Origin of the sequence: Bacillus sp. ISL-57, from assembly GCF_018613135.1 — a bacterium.
Lineage (GTDB): Bacteria > Bacillota > Bacilli > Bacillales > DSM-1321 > Peribacillus > Peribacillus frigoritolerans.
On the sequence record NZ_JAGGQV010000013.1, the window covers coordinates 29,584 to 45,346 of the forward strand.

12 protein-coding genes are annotated in these 15,763 nt (G+C 42.1%); 1 reads left to right on the forward strand and 11 read right to left on the reverse strand.

The window, feature by feature from the left end:
- Nucleotides 1–10: 10 nt before the first annotated feature.
- The 4 genes from J7I90_RS18460 to J7I90_RS18475 form a co-directional block, all read right to left on the reverse strand.
- Nucleotides 11–1,006: a thiamine pyrophosphate-dependent dehydrogenase E1 component subunit alpha gene (locus tag J7I90_RS18460; RefSeq protein WP_214773229.1), complete on the reverse strand. Its 996-nt coding sequence runs from the start codon at nt 1,004–1,006 to the stop codon at nt 11–13.
- A 24-nt stretch (nt 1,007–1,030) separates the two neighbouring features.
- Nucleotides 1,031–2,452, reverse strand: coding sequence for a dihydrolipoyl dehydrogenase (lpdA, locus tag J7I90_RS18465; protein WP_214773230.1), 1,422 nt, complete (start codon nt 2,450–2,452; stop codon nt 1,031–1,033).
- A 130-nt stretch (nt 2,453–2,582) separates the two neighbouring features.
- Complete coding sequence (gene bcd / locus J7I90_RS18470; protein ID WP_133347738.1) at nt 2,583–3,680, reverse strand: branched-chain amino acid dehydrogenase; 1,098 nt, start codon at nt 3,678–3,680, stop codon at nt 2,583–2,585.
- 369 nt (nt 3,681–4,049) lie between these two features.
- On the reverse strand, nt 4,050–6,107 hold the full coding sequence (locus J7I90_RS18475) for a sigma-54 interaction domain-containing protein (RefSeq protein ID WP_214773232.1): 2,058 nt from the start codon (nt 6,105–6,107) through the stop codon (nt 4,050–4,052).
- Between the two features lie 207 nt (nt 6,108–6,314).
- On the opposite strand from J7I90_RS18475, the gene J7I90_RS18480 reads away from it, so the two are divergent.
- Nucleotides 6,315–6,551 (forward strand): DUF2627 domain-containing protein, encoded by a 237-nt coding sequence (locus J7I90_RS18480; RefSeq protein ID WP_076365441.1) that lies wholly within the window; start codon nt 6,315–6,317, stop codon nt 6,549–6,551.
- 37 nt (nt 6,552–6,588) lie between these two features.
- On the opposite strand, the gene J7I90_RS18485 is transcribed toward J7I90_RS18480, so the two are convergent.
- The 7 genes from J7I90_RS18485 to dxs form a co-directional block, all read right to left on the reverse strand.
- The gene (locus tag J7I90_RS18485; protein WP_214773233.1) at nt 6,589–7,323 is read right to left on the reverse strand and encodes a glycerophosphodiester phosphodiesterase; all 735 of its coding nucleotides are present in this window, start codon (nt 7,321–7,323) and stop codon (nt 6,589–6,591) included.
- A gap of 415 nt (nt 7,324–7,738) precedes the next feature.
- Nucleotides 7,739–8,530 (reverse strand): sporulation transcription factor Spo0A, encoded by a 792-nt coding sequence (spo0A, locus tag J7I90_RS18490; protein ID WP_034308269.1) that lies wholly within the window; start codon nt 8,528–8,530, stop codon nt 7,739–7,741.
- Nucleotides 8,531–8,859: 329 nt separating this feature from the next.
- On the reverse strand, nt 8,860–10,152 hold the full coding sequence (gene spoIVB, locus J7I90_RS18495; RefSeq protein WP_214773235.1) for a SpoIVB peptidase: 1,293 nt from the start codon (nt 10,150–10,152) through the stop codon (nt 8,860–8,862).
- A gap of 161 nt (nt 10,153–10,313) precedes the next feature.
- Entirely contained in the window at nt 10,314–12,029 is a 1,716-nt protein-coding gene (recN, locus tag J7I90_RS18500; RefSeq protein WP_214773237.1) for a DNA repair protein RecN, read from the reverse strand.
- A gap of 22 nt (nt 12,030–12,051) precedes the next feature.
- A complete protein-coding gene (gene ahrC / locus J7I90_RS18505; RefSeq protein WP_034308279.1) occupies nt 12,052–12,501 on the reverse strand; it encodes a transcriptional regulator AhrC/ArgR in 450 nt (149 codons plus the stop codon).
- A 319-nt stretch (nt 12,502–12,820) separates the two neighbouring features.
- Nucleotides 12,821–13,648, reverse strand: coding sequence for a TlyA family RNA methyltransferase (locus J7I90_RS18510; RefSeq protein ID WP_214773238.1), 828 nt, complete (start codon nt 13,646–13,648; stop codon nt 12,821–12,823).
- Between the two features lie 4 nt (nt 13,649–13,652).
- A complete protein-coding gene (gene dxs / locus J7I90_RS18515) occupies nt 13,653–15,545 on the reverse strand; it encodes a 1-deoxy-D-xylulose-5-phosphate synthase (protein WP_034311320.1) in 1,893 nt (630 codons plus the stop codon).
- Nucleotides 15,546–15,763: the final 218 nt, after the last annotated feature.

Below are 15,763 nucleotides of genomic sequence, written 5' to 3' on the forward strand. Positions count from 1 at the left end.
TATTACCCCCTTACTTTTGTGCATAGACATGATCCATAGCACTTTCAGCCTTTGGATATGGAGCATTTTCAGCATAATCGGTTGCTTCGTTGACTATCTTCATGACTTCATCATTCAGTTGTTTCTCAAGGTCATCATCCATGATTCCCACTTCTTTTAAATAGGCTCCAAATGTCATTATGGAATCCTTCGTTTTGGCTTCGGCCACTTCGTCCGCCGTCCGGTAGCTTCGGTCATCATCATCACTTGAATGTGGTGTAAGCCTGTATGAGACGGTTTCCACTAGTGTAGGGCCTTCTCCCCTTCGTGCACGGTCAGCCGCTTCTTTCACCGCAGCATACACGGCCAATGGATCATTGCCATCCACCGTTATCCCAGGCATCCCATAGCCAATCGCCCTGTCGGAAACATTTTCACACGATAGCTGTTTCTCTATAGGAACTGAAATCGCATATTTATTATTTTCACACATGAAAATGACCGGTAGCTTATGCACACCTGCAAAGTTGGCCCCTTCATGAAAATCGCCCTGATTGGATGAACCTTCCCCAAACGTTACGAAAGTCACCAAATCCTTACCTTCCATCTTCCCTGCAAGGGCAATTCCGACTGCATGCGGGACCTGTGTCGTTACAGGCGATGAACCAGTGACGATCCTATTTTTCTTTTGACCAAAATGACCTGGCATTTGGCGCCCTCCGGAATTGGGATCTTCCTCTTTCGCGAAACCTGAAAGCATCAAATCTTTTGCGGTCATTCCGAAGGTAAGCACCACACCTACATCCCGGTAATAAGGCAGCACATAATCCTTTTGCCGATCAAGCGCAAACGCTGCCCCAACCTGTGCAGCTTCTTGCCCCTGGCAGGAAATCACGAAAGGAATTTTCCCGGATCGGTTTAGAAGCCACATGCGCTCATCAATTCTGCGGGACAAAAGCATTGTCCGGTACATATCTAAAACCGTTTCCTCATTTAAGCCTAATTGTTCATGACGTTTTTCTACCATCATAAAACCTCCTGACCTTATTCTTTAAGAATGTATGGCACGTCCATCGACAGCAAGGGCCGCCTCCCCGATTGCTTCGGAAAGACTTGGGTGCGGATGAATTGTCTTGCCTATCTCCCAAGGTGTCGCATCAAGCACTTTTGCAAGTCCAGCTTCTGAAATCATATCCGTAACATGTGGCCCGATCATATGAACACCCAGTATATCATCCGTTTTCTTATCGGCGATGATTTTGACAAAACCATCCGCTTCCCCGAAAACAAGGGCCTTACCAACTGCACGGAATGGGAATTTCCCTATTTTAAGGTCATAGCCTTCCTTATTTGCCTGATCTTCCGTCAAACCGACACTTGCAGCCTCAGGGCTTGAATACACACATTTAGAAATGAGCGAATAATCCAGCGGTTCCGGTTTTTTGCCTGCAATATGTTCAACGGCCGTAATACCTTCATGGGAGGCAACGTGTGCCAATTGCAGACCGCCGATACAGTCACCGATCGCATAGATATGTGATTCCTTCGTTTGGAAGAAGTCATTGGTTTCAATAAAACCTTTTTCTTTCACAATCTCCGTATTTTCAAGGCCGATCCCTTCAACATTTGCTGACCTTCCTACGGAAACCAGCATTTTTTCAGCTGTGAATTCCTCTACCGAACCTTTGACTTCAGCAGAAATGGATACTGAATCACCCGTTTTCAGGGTTTCAGGCAATACCTTGGCACCTGTAACGAATTTGACGCCTTTTTTCGTTAGGAGACGAAGCATTTCACTGGAAATATCATGGTCTTCTGTCGGGATGATTCTATCTGCATATTCCAGTACTGTCACTTCCACACCAAAATCATTGAGCATCGAAGCCCATTCAATGCCGATAACTCCACCGCCTACAATAATCATCGATTTTGGCAGGCTCTCAAGCGCTAGAGCTTCATCCGATGTAAGCACCAATTCCCCATCAATCGCTAAACCGGGCAGTGTTTTCGGACGCGAACCGGTTGCAATGATGACATTCTGGGGAATGAGCATTTCATTTTCACTGCCATCATTCATTTCCACGGAAATTGTCCCAGGCATCGGTGAAAATATAGAAGGACCAAGTATACGCCCTAACCCTTCATAAACCGTTATCTTTCCTTGTTTCATCAAGTGCTGAACTCCTTTATAGAGTTGATCGACCACTTTAGTCTTTCTTTCCTGCACTTTAAGGAAATCTACCTTTACATCCCCGGTAACAATACCGAATTCCTCACTTTTCACTGCAGTCTGATAAACTTCCGCACTCCTTAAAAGTGCTTTCGAAGGGATACAGCCTTTATGTAGACACGTTCCGCCGAGCTTGCCTTTCTCCACGACAGCCGTTTTCAATCCTAATTGAGCAGCCCTTATCGCCGCCACATACCCGCCTGTTCCTCCTCCGAGGATAACGAGGTCAAATTCTTCAGCCAAAACCACTCCTCCTCACAAATACATACAATTTGTCACCATTTTTACTTGCCCTATGTTTATTACGTTATCCATGTTGAAAATTCCTGTGTTTATTTAAAAAAACACAGGAATCTAATCTTGTAAATTACATTCACTTTCTTCCATTCAAGATATGTTTTTCATTTTGCAGGAATTGGCTCCTTGAATTCCTCATGCGAGCAATTCGCTCCTCTGCCATCCTATCCGCCGCTTTATAAGTTGGGATTTGATCACGTTTTGCAATCTCGATGACTCTTTCAATTGTATCATAAACCGTTTCCACTTTCTTAAGGGCTCTTTCCCGATTATACCCTAAAAGTTCATCGGCCACGTTTATGACTCCCCCTGCATTAATTACATAATCAGGAGCATATATAATACCTTTTTCATGAATTTGATCGCCATGAACAGATTCCTTTAATTGATTATTGGCAGCACCTGCAATGACCTTCGCCCTGATTTGATTGATTGTTTGATCATTTATGACAGCACCTAATGCACATGGTGCATAGATGTCACAGTCGACTCCATAAATTTCATCTGGATTCACTGCAGTCGCACCAAATGATTCGACCGCACGGGCCACGCTTTCTTTATTGATATCCGTAACGATGAGCTTGGCGCCCTCCTCATGAAGATGACGGCATAAGTTATAAGAAACATTCCCGACGCCTTGGACTGCAACCACCTTGCCTTCTAAGGAATCAGTTCCGAATGCCTCTTTTGCAGCAGCCTTCATACCGCGGTATACCCCATATGCCGTTACTGGGGAAGGGTTGCCCGAAGAACCGAATGCAGGGGAAATCCCCGTGACAAAATCCGTCTCCTCATGAATGAGATCCATATCCTCAACCGTTGTACCTACATCTTCAGCTGTTATATAACGGCCATTCAGCCCTTGGATATACCTTCCGAATGCACGGAACATTTCTTCATTTTTATCCTTACGCGGATCGCCGATGATGACGGTTTTCCCCCCGCCTAAATTCAGGCCGGCAGCGGCGTTCTTATATGTCATTCCTCTCGAAAGCCTTAAGGCATCTTCAATGGCATCTTCTTCAGATGCATACGTCCACATCCTTGTGCCTCCAAGCGCAGGCCCTAATGTTGTATCATGAATGGCAATAATCGCTTTCAAACCCGATTGTTTATCCTGACAGAATAGCAGTTGCTCGTAATCATACTTCTCAAGATATTTAAAAATTTCCATAAAGGAATCCTCCCTAGATGTTTTAATACATGTCAGATATGAGACTACTGAATTTCTCCTCATTCTTACTTGTTCCTACGTTCGTTTTAAATAAAAATCCGCTACTCACATGATATTTTCCCCATGGGGAATGGTTCCCTTGAAAAACCCATGCACCTTTAAATATGCAAATAACATGCCAATAAAATACATAATCAGCACCTATTTATCCAAAAAAAGGACATGCTGGTTAATAAGTTGGGCAACTATAGCCTATAACAAATTCAAAAAAATTTCATGTCAGAAGTGGAGTCTCGCTTAAATTAAAATAAATCAGAAAATTCCACGCATTTTTTTTCATGGTGTGCAAATGATTGCATGCAAAATTTTTCACAGTTTTAGTTTTTCCATTTTATAATATAGATTTCTAACTGAAATCCCCAGCGCTTTTGCCGTAAGTGTTTTATTTCCCTTGTGGGTATGGAACGCTTGCTGAATGATTTCGGCTTCATACTGGTCTATTATCTCCGAGAGCGGTTTCCCCGATACGTAGCCGGAAGGCTTCATTAATAATTTCTCTTGATTTAATGGAATCTCTTCGATAAAATCCGGAATATGATGGGTATCAATGATTGTCTCGTTCAATTTCATGAAAATGATTGCCCGTCCTAAGATATTTTCCAGTTCCCTCACATTTCCCGGCCAGTTGTAGATTTGCATCTTATGTATAGCTGCTTCTGTAATTCCCTCTATGCTCCGTCCATACTCCTGATTGATTTTATTAATCAAATGCTCCGCCAATTCTCTCAGATCTTCTTTTCTCTTTCTTAATGGAGCAATGAAAATAGGCATGCGGTTCAGCCTGAAATATAAGTCTTCCCTGAATGATCCGTTTGCGATGGCCTGTTCAAGATTGATGTTCGTAGCAGCAATGACCCGGACATTGATGGGGATCGGCTTCGTCCCCCCCACCCTGACGATTTCCTTTTCTTGTAAAACCCGAAGTAATTTAGCTTGGATGTTGGCTGGCAATTCACCAATTTCGTCCAAAAAGATACTCCCTTGATTTGCCTCTTCAAAAAAACCGACCTTTCCGCCCCTGCTTGCACCGGTAAAGGCTCCTTCATCATAACCGAATAGTTCACTTTCAAGTAATGATTCCGAGATGGCCGCACAATTTACCCGAACGAATTTATTGAACTTCCTATCGCTCGCATTATGGATGGCATGTGCAAATAACTCTTTGCCCGTCCCTGATTCCCCTCTTAATAAGACAGTAGCAGGTGTTCTTGCCGATAATTTCGCCTGTTCAATGGGAAGCTTCATCTCTTCGGAAGCCCCAATTATATCATCAAAGGAATATTTAGCCTGCAATGTCCGGATAATCTGTCTTGCCCGATTAAGTTCGTGGGTCAAGGCTTGAATTTCCGATACATCATGAATGACGCCAACACTTCCTTTCAGGCACCCATCCACGATGATTGGAGCAACATTCACGATCACTTCCTTGTGTTTAGGGCCGACACGCATATTGACACCACGAACAGGTTTTTTTGTCTGAAGCACTTTCATATGCATACTTTCGCCTTCGTAAATATCGATAGAAGCCGGTTTACCGATCACTTGGGTCTTTGTTAAGCCAGTGATTCTTGTATATGCCGGATTGATCAATAGCCCCCTTCCTTGATCATCCACAACAGATATGGCTTCATCACTGGATTGAATGATTGCCTGGAGCATCGTCTGTATCTCTTTTAAATCAGTGATCTGTTCCGCCAATTGCACAGCTTCCCTCTTATTCCTAAACACGGCAAAAGCCCCTATGATTTCCTTATCGGCATTCACCAGAGGTATCCTTGTCGTTATGAGTTCCATCCCATTGCCAAGGGTGATTTCCTGATTCACTTCTTTTTGGTTCGTTTGCATCACTCGCAGCAACCCTGTTGATGGGATGAAATCTTTGATATGTCTCCCAATCACATCCTCTCGCTTTGTGTCTGATGCACGTTCCGCACTATCATTGAACATGATGATGAATCCTTCATGGTCAATCACGACCATCCCTTCACTGGTCGTATTAAGGATCAAATCCATTTTTGCGGAGGTATTCTCCAATTTACTGATTAAACGATTTTTCTCTTCAAACAACTTAGTCATAATGAGGGCGACACTTCCAGGAATGAGAATCGTTTGTTCGCCCATGTCCCTTTTTATCTTTTTATAGATAGACGGGTCACCGGTCGTATCAAATATGATGTCCAAACCCCACTTCAATCCCATGCTCCAATCAGTCACAGTAGGAATCCTTCGTTCCTTCGCAGCAAGCATCCCTTCAGCCGATTCATTCTTATCAGCCATACAAACAATGGAAAATACTTCACTTTCCGATAGGAGTTTCAACACGGTCGTCCCTCCCACTCCTCCCCCTACTATCATGACCTTTTGCATCAGCCATCCCCCTTAAGAAATAATTATCCCTTTAAAAATAGATCATTCCCTGCAATTTTTTTCATACTCCACACCATTTTACCATATCGGCCCCCTTTAAAAACAGCCACCAAATCCCAGTCATTATCAAGATTCCCGTTACTTGACAAATAATTTATATCCTTTATCATTTTTTAAAGATGGAATTTTCGGAAGGGATTTGACTGCATGAAACGTTTAATCGCTTTTTTGATTCTTTTTATACCCGGTGCCTTTGCTGCCTATGGCATAAAAATAATGAGGGACATGGTGTTCGGTATTTTACAGCCCCCCTATCCATTCCTTTGGCTGCAATTTTTAATAGGACTGCTCATTACGATAGGCGGAATAGCCTTTATCGCCGGTTTCATCTTACATCGAGATCGAAAACAAAATAAGGTCCAGAGCAGGTTCAATAAATTTTAAACGCAAAAAAAGGTGCCTTGCATGGCACCTTCTTTCTTCATCTTGACTTCAATTCTTCTCTGATCCGTACCGCTGCTTTGGGGTAATCGGTTATGATGCCGCTGCACCCCAATTTGAATAACCGCCTCATCTCGGTTTCTTCATTAATGGTATAGGGCCTTACAGGAACACCCATACTAACCGATGTTTGAATGAGTGCATCAGGGGCAGCCCGGATATTCGGGTGAATTGCACTTCCGCCTATTGCCTTGGCATATATCCACGGCATGTATAGGCCATCCCTATATAGCGGTGCCGTTTCCAATTCTGGTGCCAATCGATGGCAATTGACCAAACTGTAATGATTGAAAGAAGAAAGGATTATCCTTTCCTCCATTTCGTAGGTACGGATGAGCCGGATGACTTTCTCTTCTAAGCCTGGATACAGAAAAACCGTATTTTTCAATTCAATATTGCAAAAAAGCTGATTATCATTAAGCCAAATAAACAGTTCTTCAAGCGTAGGGATCTTTTCCTTACCAAAATTACCCTTATGGGTTGCGGACGCATAAAGGGTTTTCAACTCCTTTAATGTTCGGTCTTTTACATACCCCGAGGCATTCGTGGTCCGATCGAGCTTTTCATCGTGGATGATGACCACTTCTCCATCTTTCGAGAGCTGGACATCCGTTTCAATTCCGTCTGCACCGACACGGGCAGCTTCCTTGAACGCCGACATTGTATTTTCCGGATGAGTTCCTGAAGAGCCTCGATGTGCAAAGATTAAGGTCATGATGAAACGCCGCCTCTCTCAAAAGATGTTATACACCGATTTTATGAACAGAAACAGCAAATTATTTCATCTAGATCAATTCTACAATCAAAACGCAGGTGATTATTTTCTGCATAGAAAGTTTCTTTCTTCAAATCACTCCTTTTCTTTTACAAGCTAATATGTGCCGCTTTTTCAACCAAACAAAAACGCATTTTATTTATGGGATTTGCTGCAAAATCCAATAAATAAAATGCGTTTAATTTTTTAACCGGCGTAAAAAGATTTGAAGTTGCCGATTAGAAAAAATCACGAAGCAACTTCTTCCTGTCCTTTACCTCCAGACGGAGAGTTCCTATTTATATTTAGCGGCTCTAGCCTTTATAAGGTCAATAGTTACCCTGAGTCTTAACAACCGGTATTTACCTTACCTCTGTCAAGAAGCTTTATGTTCGAGGCGCAGCTTATCGGCAACCATGGCAATGAATTCGGAATTTGTAGGTTTTGCCTTTGTCATGCTTACGGTATAGCCGAAAAGAGATGATATGGATTCTATATTTCCACGGCTCCAGGCCACTTCAATCGCATGCCGGATAGCACGTTCAACTCGGCTGGCCGTAGTATTGTATTTTTTTGCGATATCCGGATATAAAACTTTGGTGATGGAACCCAATAGTTCAATATCATTATATACCATGGATATGGCTTCCCTTAAATACAAATAGCCCTTAATATGTGCAGGCACTCCAATCTCGTGAATGATGCTGGTGATGCTTGCATCAAGGTTCTTCGGTTTGGATTCATTTTGGGGACGATAGCTAAATTGACTATGATTTTTTAAAACCGCCTGCCCTTTACCGCTTACCTGACGGATGTGATTGGCCAGATTTTCCATATCAAATGGTTTCAAGATAAAATAAGACGCACCCAAATCAACTGCTTTTTTCGTTACATCCTCTTGACCAAAGGCAGTAAGCATTATCACATTAGGCATGGCACCCCGTTTTACTTCACGAAGTTTCTCAAGTACACCTAACCCATCTAAATGAGGCATGATAATATCGAGGATCAAAATATCCGGATCAACGCTTTCTAGCATACCCAGGCAATCTTGACCGTTATGTGCCACCCCAATCACTTCCATGTCTTCCTGTGCAGAAATGTATTCTTCCAGAAGGCCAACAAGTTCTCTATTATCATCTACAACGCACACCTTAATTTTTTTCACGCTTGATTTCCTCCTCAACTACAATTGGTCTTTTTTTCTATATGACTAAATTCTATTGTAATTGAACTTTTCGACAATGGAAACTAAATTCCTTTTATTTTTGAAAAAATATAAGGAATTCAATATTATTCTCCGGATATCTCTTGTTTTCGACTTCGTTTGCTATTGGAATAAACCGTTTGTCGAAAAATCTTCATATCGTTTTCATTTTATCACAACGTTCCAAAAAAACCTCTATTTTTTGAAGAAATCAAAATTAATTCCGACCCAAACCTATGCTAATCATAATTTTCCATCAAAAAGGGGCATCCAAAAGGATACCCGGATTCTTAGCTTGCCTTTTCATAATTATCTTTGTCGTATATATTTATACCGGCTTCGTTTAACATCCATTCGATATGGACTCCATACCCACTTGTAGGATCATTAACGAATACATGGGTGACTGCACCGATTAATTTCCCATTTTGAATGATAGGACTGCCGCTCATGCCTTGAACGATCCCACCCGTTTTTTGAAGCAATTCTTTATCCGTCACTTTTAAGACCATTCCTTTGATTGCAGGGAACTTCTGTGGGATGGAACTGACGATTTCGACATCGAATTCCTCCACTTCAGAACCATCCACCACTGTAAGGATTTTTGCTGGCCCTTCCTTTACCTCATGGGAAAGGGTGATCGGGAGTGGTTTATCGTTAATTCCATTTTTAAAATCTTGATTTAATTTCCCAAAAATACCAAAGGGACTATTGCGATTGATATTTCCTATTTTTTCTTTATTGGAAGAAAAGCGTGCCAATTTTTCTCCCGGATCACCATTGCTTCCTTTTTCGATGGATGTGACCGTCGATTGAACGATCTGCCCGTCCTTAACAACGATCGGCTTTTTTGTATCCATATCGGATATGACATGTCCCAACGCCCCATATTTTTTTGAATCCGGGTGATAAAACGTCATCGTTCCGATGCCAGCTGCCGAATCACGGATATACAAACCCAATTTGTAAGTTCCTTCATTCTTATCTTTTAGCGGTAATAAGGTACTATGAAGCACTTCATTATCACGGTTAATGACAATTTTCAACGCCTCACCCTTTTCACCCGCCTGCTGAACAAAAGGGGTTACATCCCCCATCTTCTTTATCGTCTGACCATTGATTTCTGTAATAATATCACCGATTTCAATTTTCGCTTTTTCTCCCGGTGATTTTTTCCCCTGCGCCGTATCAATAAGATGATGACCTACTACGAGCACCCCAAGAGTATTAAGCTTCACTCCAATGGATTGACCTCCTGGCATTACCCTAAAGTCTTTTAACACCCTGATGTCGACCTTTTTGGCAGGCAAGCCTGCTACATCAAGTAACACTTCATTCGTACCTGGTTTCTCGGCACCAAGCGTAATCGAAGCTTGTTCATCATGAAGTGAAATTCCATCACTGGATCCCGACGTTTTTGCAGAAACAGGCAATGATTTGGAAATACTATATTGACTTCCTTCAAATAGTACAAGATGATTTGGAATTAATAAATATTCACGAGATGGCTGGTATAACCCTAATGTTAATAGCGAAACAAGGAGAATTCCACCGATGATCCTGTTTATCCATATAAATTTCAATCCATTCACTCTCCTCGCTCTCTGAAACTTTATGGCTACACCTTTAATTTAGCCCTCATGACAGTCATTTATAACAAGTGCAAAAAATAAAAGCTATCCGTTTTTGGATAGCTTTACAATGAATGCTTATGATAAGTTTAAATAATCTTCTTAAGTGCCCATCAAGATGTAATCTTAAGCCTTTTGGCCAGCTGGATTAATTCATTGGCATGTTGTTTCGTCAAGTCCGTAATCTCTACTCCCGAAATCATCCTGCCAATTTCTTTTATTTTTTCAGTTTCAATTAGCGGTTTGACCGAGGTATTCGTGCGTCCGGACCTTACATTTTTCGCTATGAAAAGGTGAGTATCCGCCATGGCTGCCACCTGTGGCAAATGGGATATGCATAATACTTGTGATCCAGTTGCCACTTTATAGATCTTTTCGGCAATGGATTGCGCAACACGTCCGCTCACACCTGTATCCACTTCATCGAATATAATGGACGTTATGCCTTGATGCTTGGAGAAAATGCTTTTCAAAGCCAGCATGATCCTCGACAGTTCTCCACCAGATGCGATTTTAGAAAGGGGTTTTAACGGTTCACCTGGATTGGTGGAAATATAAAATTCCATGGAATCCAGCCCTGACTGATTAATGCCCCTATCTGACAATTCATCGAAAGTATAAGCTGTCTGAAGGAAATGAGGTTCGAAAATTGTTTTTTCCATATATAAATCCTTTAATTCCTGGTGAATCTTTTTGGTTAGCTGCTGAGCGAATTTCTGGCGAAGTTCAGACAGATTCTTTGCTTCGACGATAAGATCTGCCTTGATGGATTTCATTTCCTTTTCAAGCTTCGCGATATGGGTTTCCCTATTTTGCAGTTTTTCGACTTCTTCTTCAATTGCGGCCCCATATTCCAGGATTTCCTCGATGGTCCGCCCGTATTTACGCTTTAATTGATTTATTTCATTAAGTCGACTTTCAATGAATTCCACACGTTCTGTATCATAATCCAAAGAGTCCAATTGGTCCCGGATATTTGACACAGCCTCTTCGAGCAGGAAGTAGCTATTTGAAACGGTTTCAGAGCTGTGCTTTAAACCTTCATCAAGCCCTGCCGCTTCCTCCAAATTATTCATGGCTACGGATAGCCAATCAATTGCATGCTGCTCACCATTCAAAGCATTATAACTGGTTTGCAGCGCTTCATGGATTTTTTCAAAATTATTAATTTTCTTCCGTTCTTCCATCAATTCTTCATCTTCGCGTAATTTCAAATCAGCTTTTTGGATTTCATCGAATTGAAACTGGATCAAATCAAGTCGGTGGACCATTTGCTGTTCATTTTGGCTCAAACCATTCAATTGTTTAGAAGCGGTTTCATAACGTTTATATAGCTTTTGGTATTCAGTGAGTGCAGATGCGATTTTTTCACCGCCGAATTGATCGAGCAGCGGAAGATGGAGTCGTTCATCCATTAATTCCTGATGTTCATGCTGACCATGGATGTCTATCAATGTTCTCCCTATCTCACGCAAGGTGGAAATCGTTACCATCTTTCCATTTACCCTGCAAACGCTTTTACCGCTTTGTGAGATGTCCCTTCGAAGTATCGCCATCCCATCATTCATATCCAGGCCAAACTCTTCCGCTTTGGCAAAGACCGGGTGTTTTTCATCTTCAATCTGGAATAATCCTTCTATTTCAGCCTTCGACTCACCATGTCGAATGAACTCTGCAGAACCACGTCCCCCAACCAAGAGATGAACGGCATCTATTATGATTGACTTCCCTGCCCCCGTTTCTCCTGTCAAGACCGTCAAGCCTTTCTCAAATGAAACGGACAGGCTGTCTATGATCGCAAAATTCCTAATCGATAGTTCTGTTAACAAACTAGATCACCTCACAACATTATTAAAGCATGTCCAAGAATTTGCCGGAAATGATCTTTGCATCTTCCTCGGAACGGCAGATAATTAAACATGTATCGTCGCCGCCGATCGTCCCGAGTATTTCTTGCCAATTTAAATTATCAATCAATGCACAGATGGCCTGGGCATTACCCGGGAGCATTTTCATAACCAGCAAGTTGTTGGCTGAGTCGATGCGTACAAATGCATCGACAAGGATTCTCTTTAATTTTTGAAGTGGATTGAAACGTTGGTCGGCCGGCAGACTGTATTTATACCTTCCATCCGTTAAAGGAACTTTTACAAGGTGAAGCTCTTTAATATCCCTTGAAACGGTGGCTTGAGTTACATTGTATCCAGCTAATTTCAATTCTTCAACTAACTCATCCTGTGTTTCGATATCATTATTCGTTATAATGTCCCTTATTTTTATATGTCGTTGTCCTTTATTCATAAGTAGAAGCACCTCTTCTCAACTGTTGCTCATTTAATGGTAATTGTATCACTTTCATTTCTTACTTAAGCAAGCTGCCCAATTTGCCTGGGTATCATCAGTACGTGCAAATAGGCCGCTTTACTAAGTGGCTAATATTAATGTTATCGGATTTTTATGCAATTGTACAACTTTTTCTCTAAAATGAATACAAGTCTACTTTTTGCACTTACCTATCTTATGTATCCACCCATCAATGATTCAAGTTCATGCCGACAATGTATAGTCAAAAAGCTCCTTTAGCCAACCATTCAGCCAAAGGAGCCATACAAAGTTCTAGCTATTCTTTTTTAAATTGGGCATGGGCCTCTCCAACGATGTCATCAACCGTTTTCTTAAGCAATAATGCTCCATCTTCCTTCGGCCCTTGCCAGTGTAAGTGAAGTAAGAATTCAATATTTCCATCACCGCCGGTAATCGGTGAGAAGGAGGCATCTTTAATATCATAGCCTTCCTTTAAAGAAAAAGAAATGATCTTATCCAACACTTGTTTATGGATTTTGGGATCACGAACAATCCCCTTTTTACCCACTTGATCCTTCCCAGCTTCGAATTGCGGTTTAACCAAGGCAACGACATCACTATTCGGGACGAGCAAGGTCTTTAGCACCGGTAAAATTAACGTAAGCGAGATGAAGGAAACATCAATGCTTGCGAAGTTTGGCATCTCCCCGTCGAGATCGGCGGGTGTAACATAACGGAAATTGGTTCTTTCCATTACTTTTACCCGCTCATCCTGCCTAAGCTTCCAGGCAAGTTGATTATAGCCGACATCAAGCGCATAAGACATTATGGCTCCATTTTGCAAAGCACAATCCGTAAACCCGCCAGTTGATGATCCGATATCAAGCAGTATTTTTCCATTCACTTGTAAATCGAATTCCCTTAATGCCTTCTCAAGTTTAAGACCGCCTCTCGAAACGTAAGGCATGACTTTTCCTTTGATCGTGAATTCGAGATCGACCGGCACTTTTTCCCCCGGTTTTTCGTATCTCTCTTCATTCGCATAGACAAGGCCTGCCATAACCATACGCTTCGCTTTTTCACGTGTATCGGCCAAGCCTTGTTCTACAAGTAATACATCCACTCTTTCTTTCATCACTTTCATATTTTCAGGCCCTTTTTTCTTTTTTGGGTGTTATCATTTTAATCTTTTTGATGGCTGTCTCAGTCGTCAGACCGATTTCTTCAAGAAGTTCATCGACGCTTCCATGTTCAATGAAATAATCAGGTATCCCCATTCGATCTATAATTGCCCCATAAAATCCTTGATCATGAGCATATTCAAGAACAGAACTACCAAAACCACCTTGAAGAACCGCTTCTTCTATTGTCAGGATTGGCATTTTTTCACCAAGGAGACTGCTCAGCATGTTCTCATCCAAAGGCTTAATGAACCTGGCATTGACCACCTTCACTGAATAATCCTCTTTCTCGAGCAGTTCTGCCGCTTCAAGAGCCATGGGAATCGTTGTGCCGAAAGTCAAGATGGCAGCATCCGTTCCTTCTTTAAGAACTTCCCACGAACCGATCGGAATCTGCTGTAATTCAGCATCCATCTCAACTCCCCAACCATTCCCACGAGGGAAACGCATGGCAATCGGACCATCATTATATTTTAAGGCCGTATTGACCATATGCTGGCCTTCGTTTTCATCTTTCGGCATCATCAGCACCATATTCGGTACGTGGCGCAAGAAAGCAATGTCGAAAACGCCTTGATGCGTTTCACCATCGGAACCAACCAATCCAGCACGATCGATTCCTATGAATACGTTCAAATTCTGACGGCAAATATCATGCACCACCTGGTCATAAGCCCTTTGCAGGAAGGTTGAATATATAGCCAGGAATGGTTTCATTTTTTGCGTTGCCAATCCGGCAGCAAAAGTTGCAGCATGCTGCTCGGCAATCCCTACATCATAGAAACGCTCTGGGAACTCTTGAGAGAAGCCCACCAATTTCGAACCTACGGGCATTGCAGGTGTAATCGCGACAATCCGCTCATCGTCACGGGCTAGCCTGCTGACAGTATCGCTTACGAGAGCGCTCCAAGCAGGACCCTTACTAGGGGATTTCACGAAATCACCTGTCTCGATCTTATATGGGCCTGTCCCATGCCAGTTCCCGGTTGTGTCTAACTCGGCAGGTGAATATCCCTTGCCTTTTTTCGTGATGACATGCAGCAGGACCGGTCCCTTCGTTTTCTTGGCATATCTTAAATTCTCAAGCAATTCTTCATAATTATGTCCATCTACTGGTCCAAGGTATGTGAACCCGAGTTCTTCGAAAAAGATTCCTGATACCAATAAATATTTCATGCTATCCTTTAAACGTTCTGCTGTAGCCGCAAGTTTACCACCGACTGCAGGAATTTTTTTCAAAAGCAGCTCCAATTCATCTTTTGCCCAGTTATATTTACCTGCTGTCCGCAATCTTCCCAATATCGTGTGTAAGGCACCTACATTGGGGGCTATGGACATTTCATTATCATTCAGGATAACGATCATGTCCTTTTTTTCATCACCGATATGGTTCAACGCTTCAAGCGCCATCCCCCCTGTTAGGGCACCGTCTCCGATTACAGGCAAAATAAAGCTGCTTTCCCCTTTGATATCACGGGCAGCCGCCATCCCCATTGCAGCTGAAAGGGAAGTTGAACTGTGACCGGTTTCCCAAACATCATGGGGGCTTTCAATCATTTTAGGAAAACCGCAAAGACCTTTATATTTCTTTAAGGTGTCGAACTCTCCTGCTCTGCCAGTCAGGATTTTATGGACATAGGATTGATGTCCGACATCCCATAAAATTTTATCATTCGGACTGTCGAATTCTTTATGCAAGGCTATAGTCAACTCGACGACACCTAAATTGGGACCAATGTGCCCACCGGTCACCGATAATTTTTCCACAAGGAATTTCCGTACTTCCACACTTAACTCGACAAGTTCTTCATTATTCATCTTCTTCAAAAAAGAAGGGTCTTTTATAGATAGAAGATCCAAACAGGACCACTCACTTTCTGTCATTTTCGGTGGTTAGCATAAACAAAGCCTCATGAAAGAGGGCTATGGAAGACTTGACCGAAAAATTGGTTTTAAGTTAAAAAATAGCCGCCAACACCCAGGTGATTTCGGCGGCTTATTATACCTATTTTATCACGTTTCTCAATTAAAAAATTCATTTTGATTTTCACATATTTTTGCACAATGAGTATACCACA

Bases quoted from the DNA above. Each gene is read 5' to 3' on its own strand.
- J7I90_RS18460 (WP_214773229.1), bottom strand. From the start codon at position 1,006: ATGGTAGAAAAACGTCATGAACAATTAGGCTTAAATGAGGAAACGGTT.
- ahrC (WP_034308279.1), bottom strand. From the start codon at position 12,501: ATGAATAAAGGACAACGACATATAAAAATAAGGGACATTATAACGAAT.
- J7I90_RS18485 (WP_214773233.1), bottom strand. From the start codon at position 7,323: ATGACCTTAATCTTTGCACATCGAGGCTCTTCAGGAACTCATCCGGAA.
- bcd (WP_133347738.1), bottom strand. From the start codon at position 3,680: ATGGAAATTTTTAAATATCTTGAGAAGTATGATTACGAGCAACTGCTA.
- J7I90_RS18475 (WP_214773232.1), bottom strand. From the start codon at position 6,107: ATGCAAAAGGTCATGATAGTAGGGGGAGGAGTGGGAGGGACGACCGTG.
- J7I90_RS18510 (WP_214773238.1), bottom strand. From the start codon at position 13,648: ATGAAAGTGATGAAAGAAAGAGTGGATGTATTACTTGTAGAACAAGGC.
- J7I90_RS18480 (WP_076365441.1), top strand. From the start codon at position 6,315: ATGAAACGTTTAATCGCTTTTTTGATTCTTTTTATACCCGGTGCCTTT.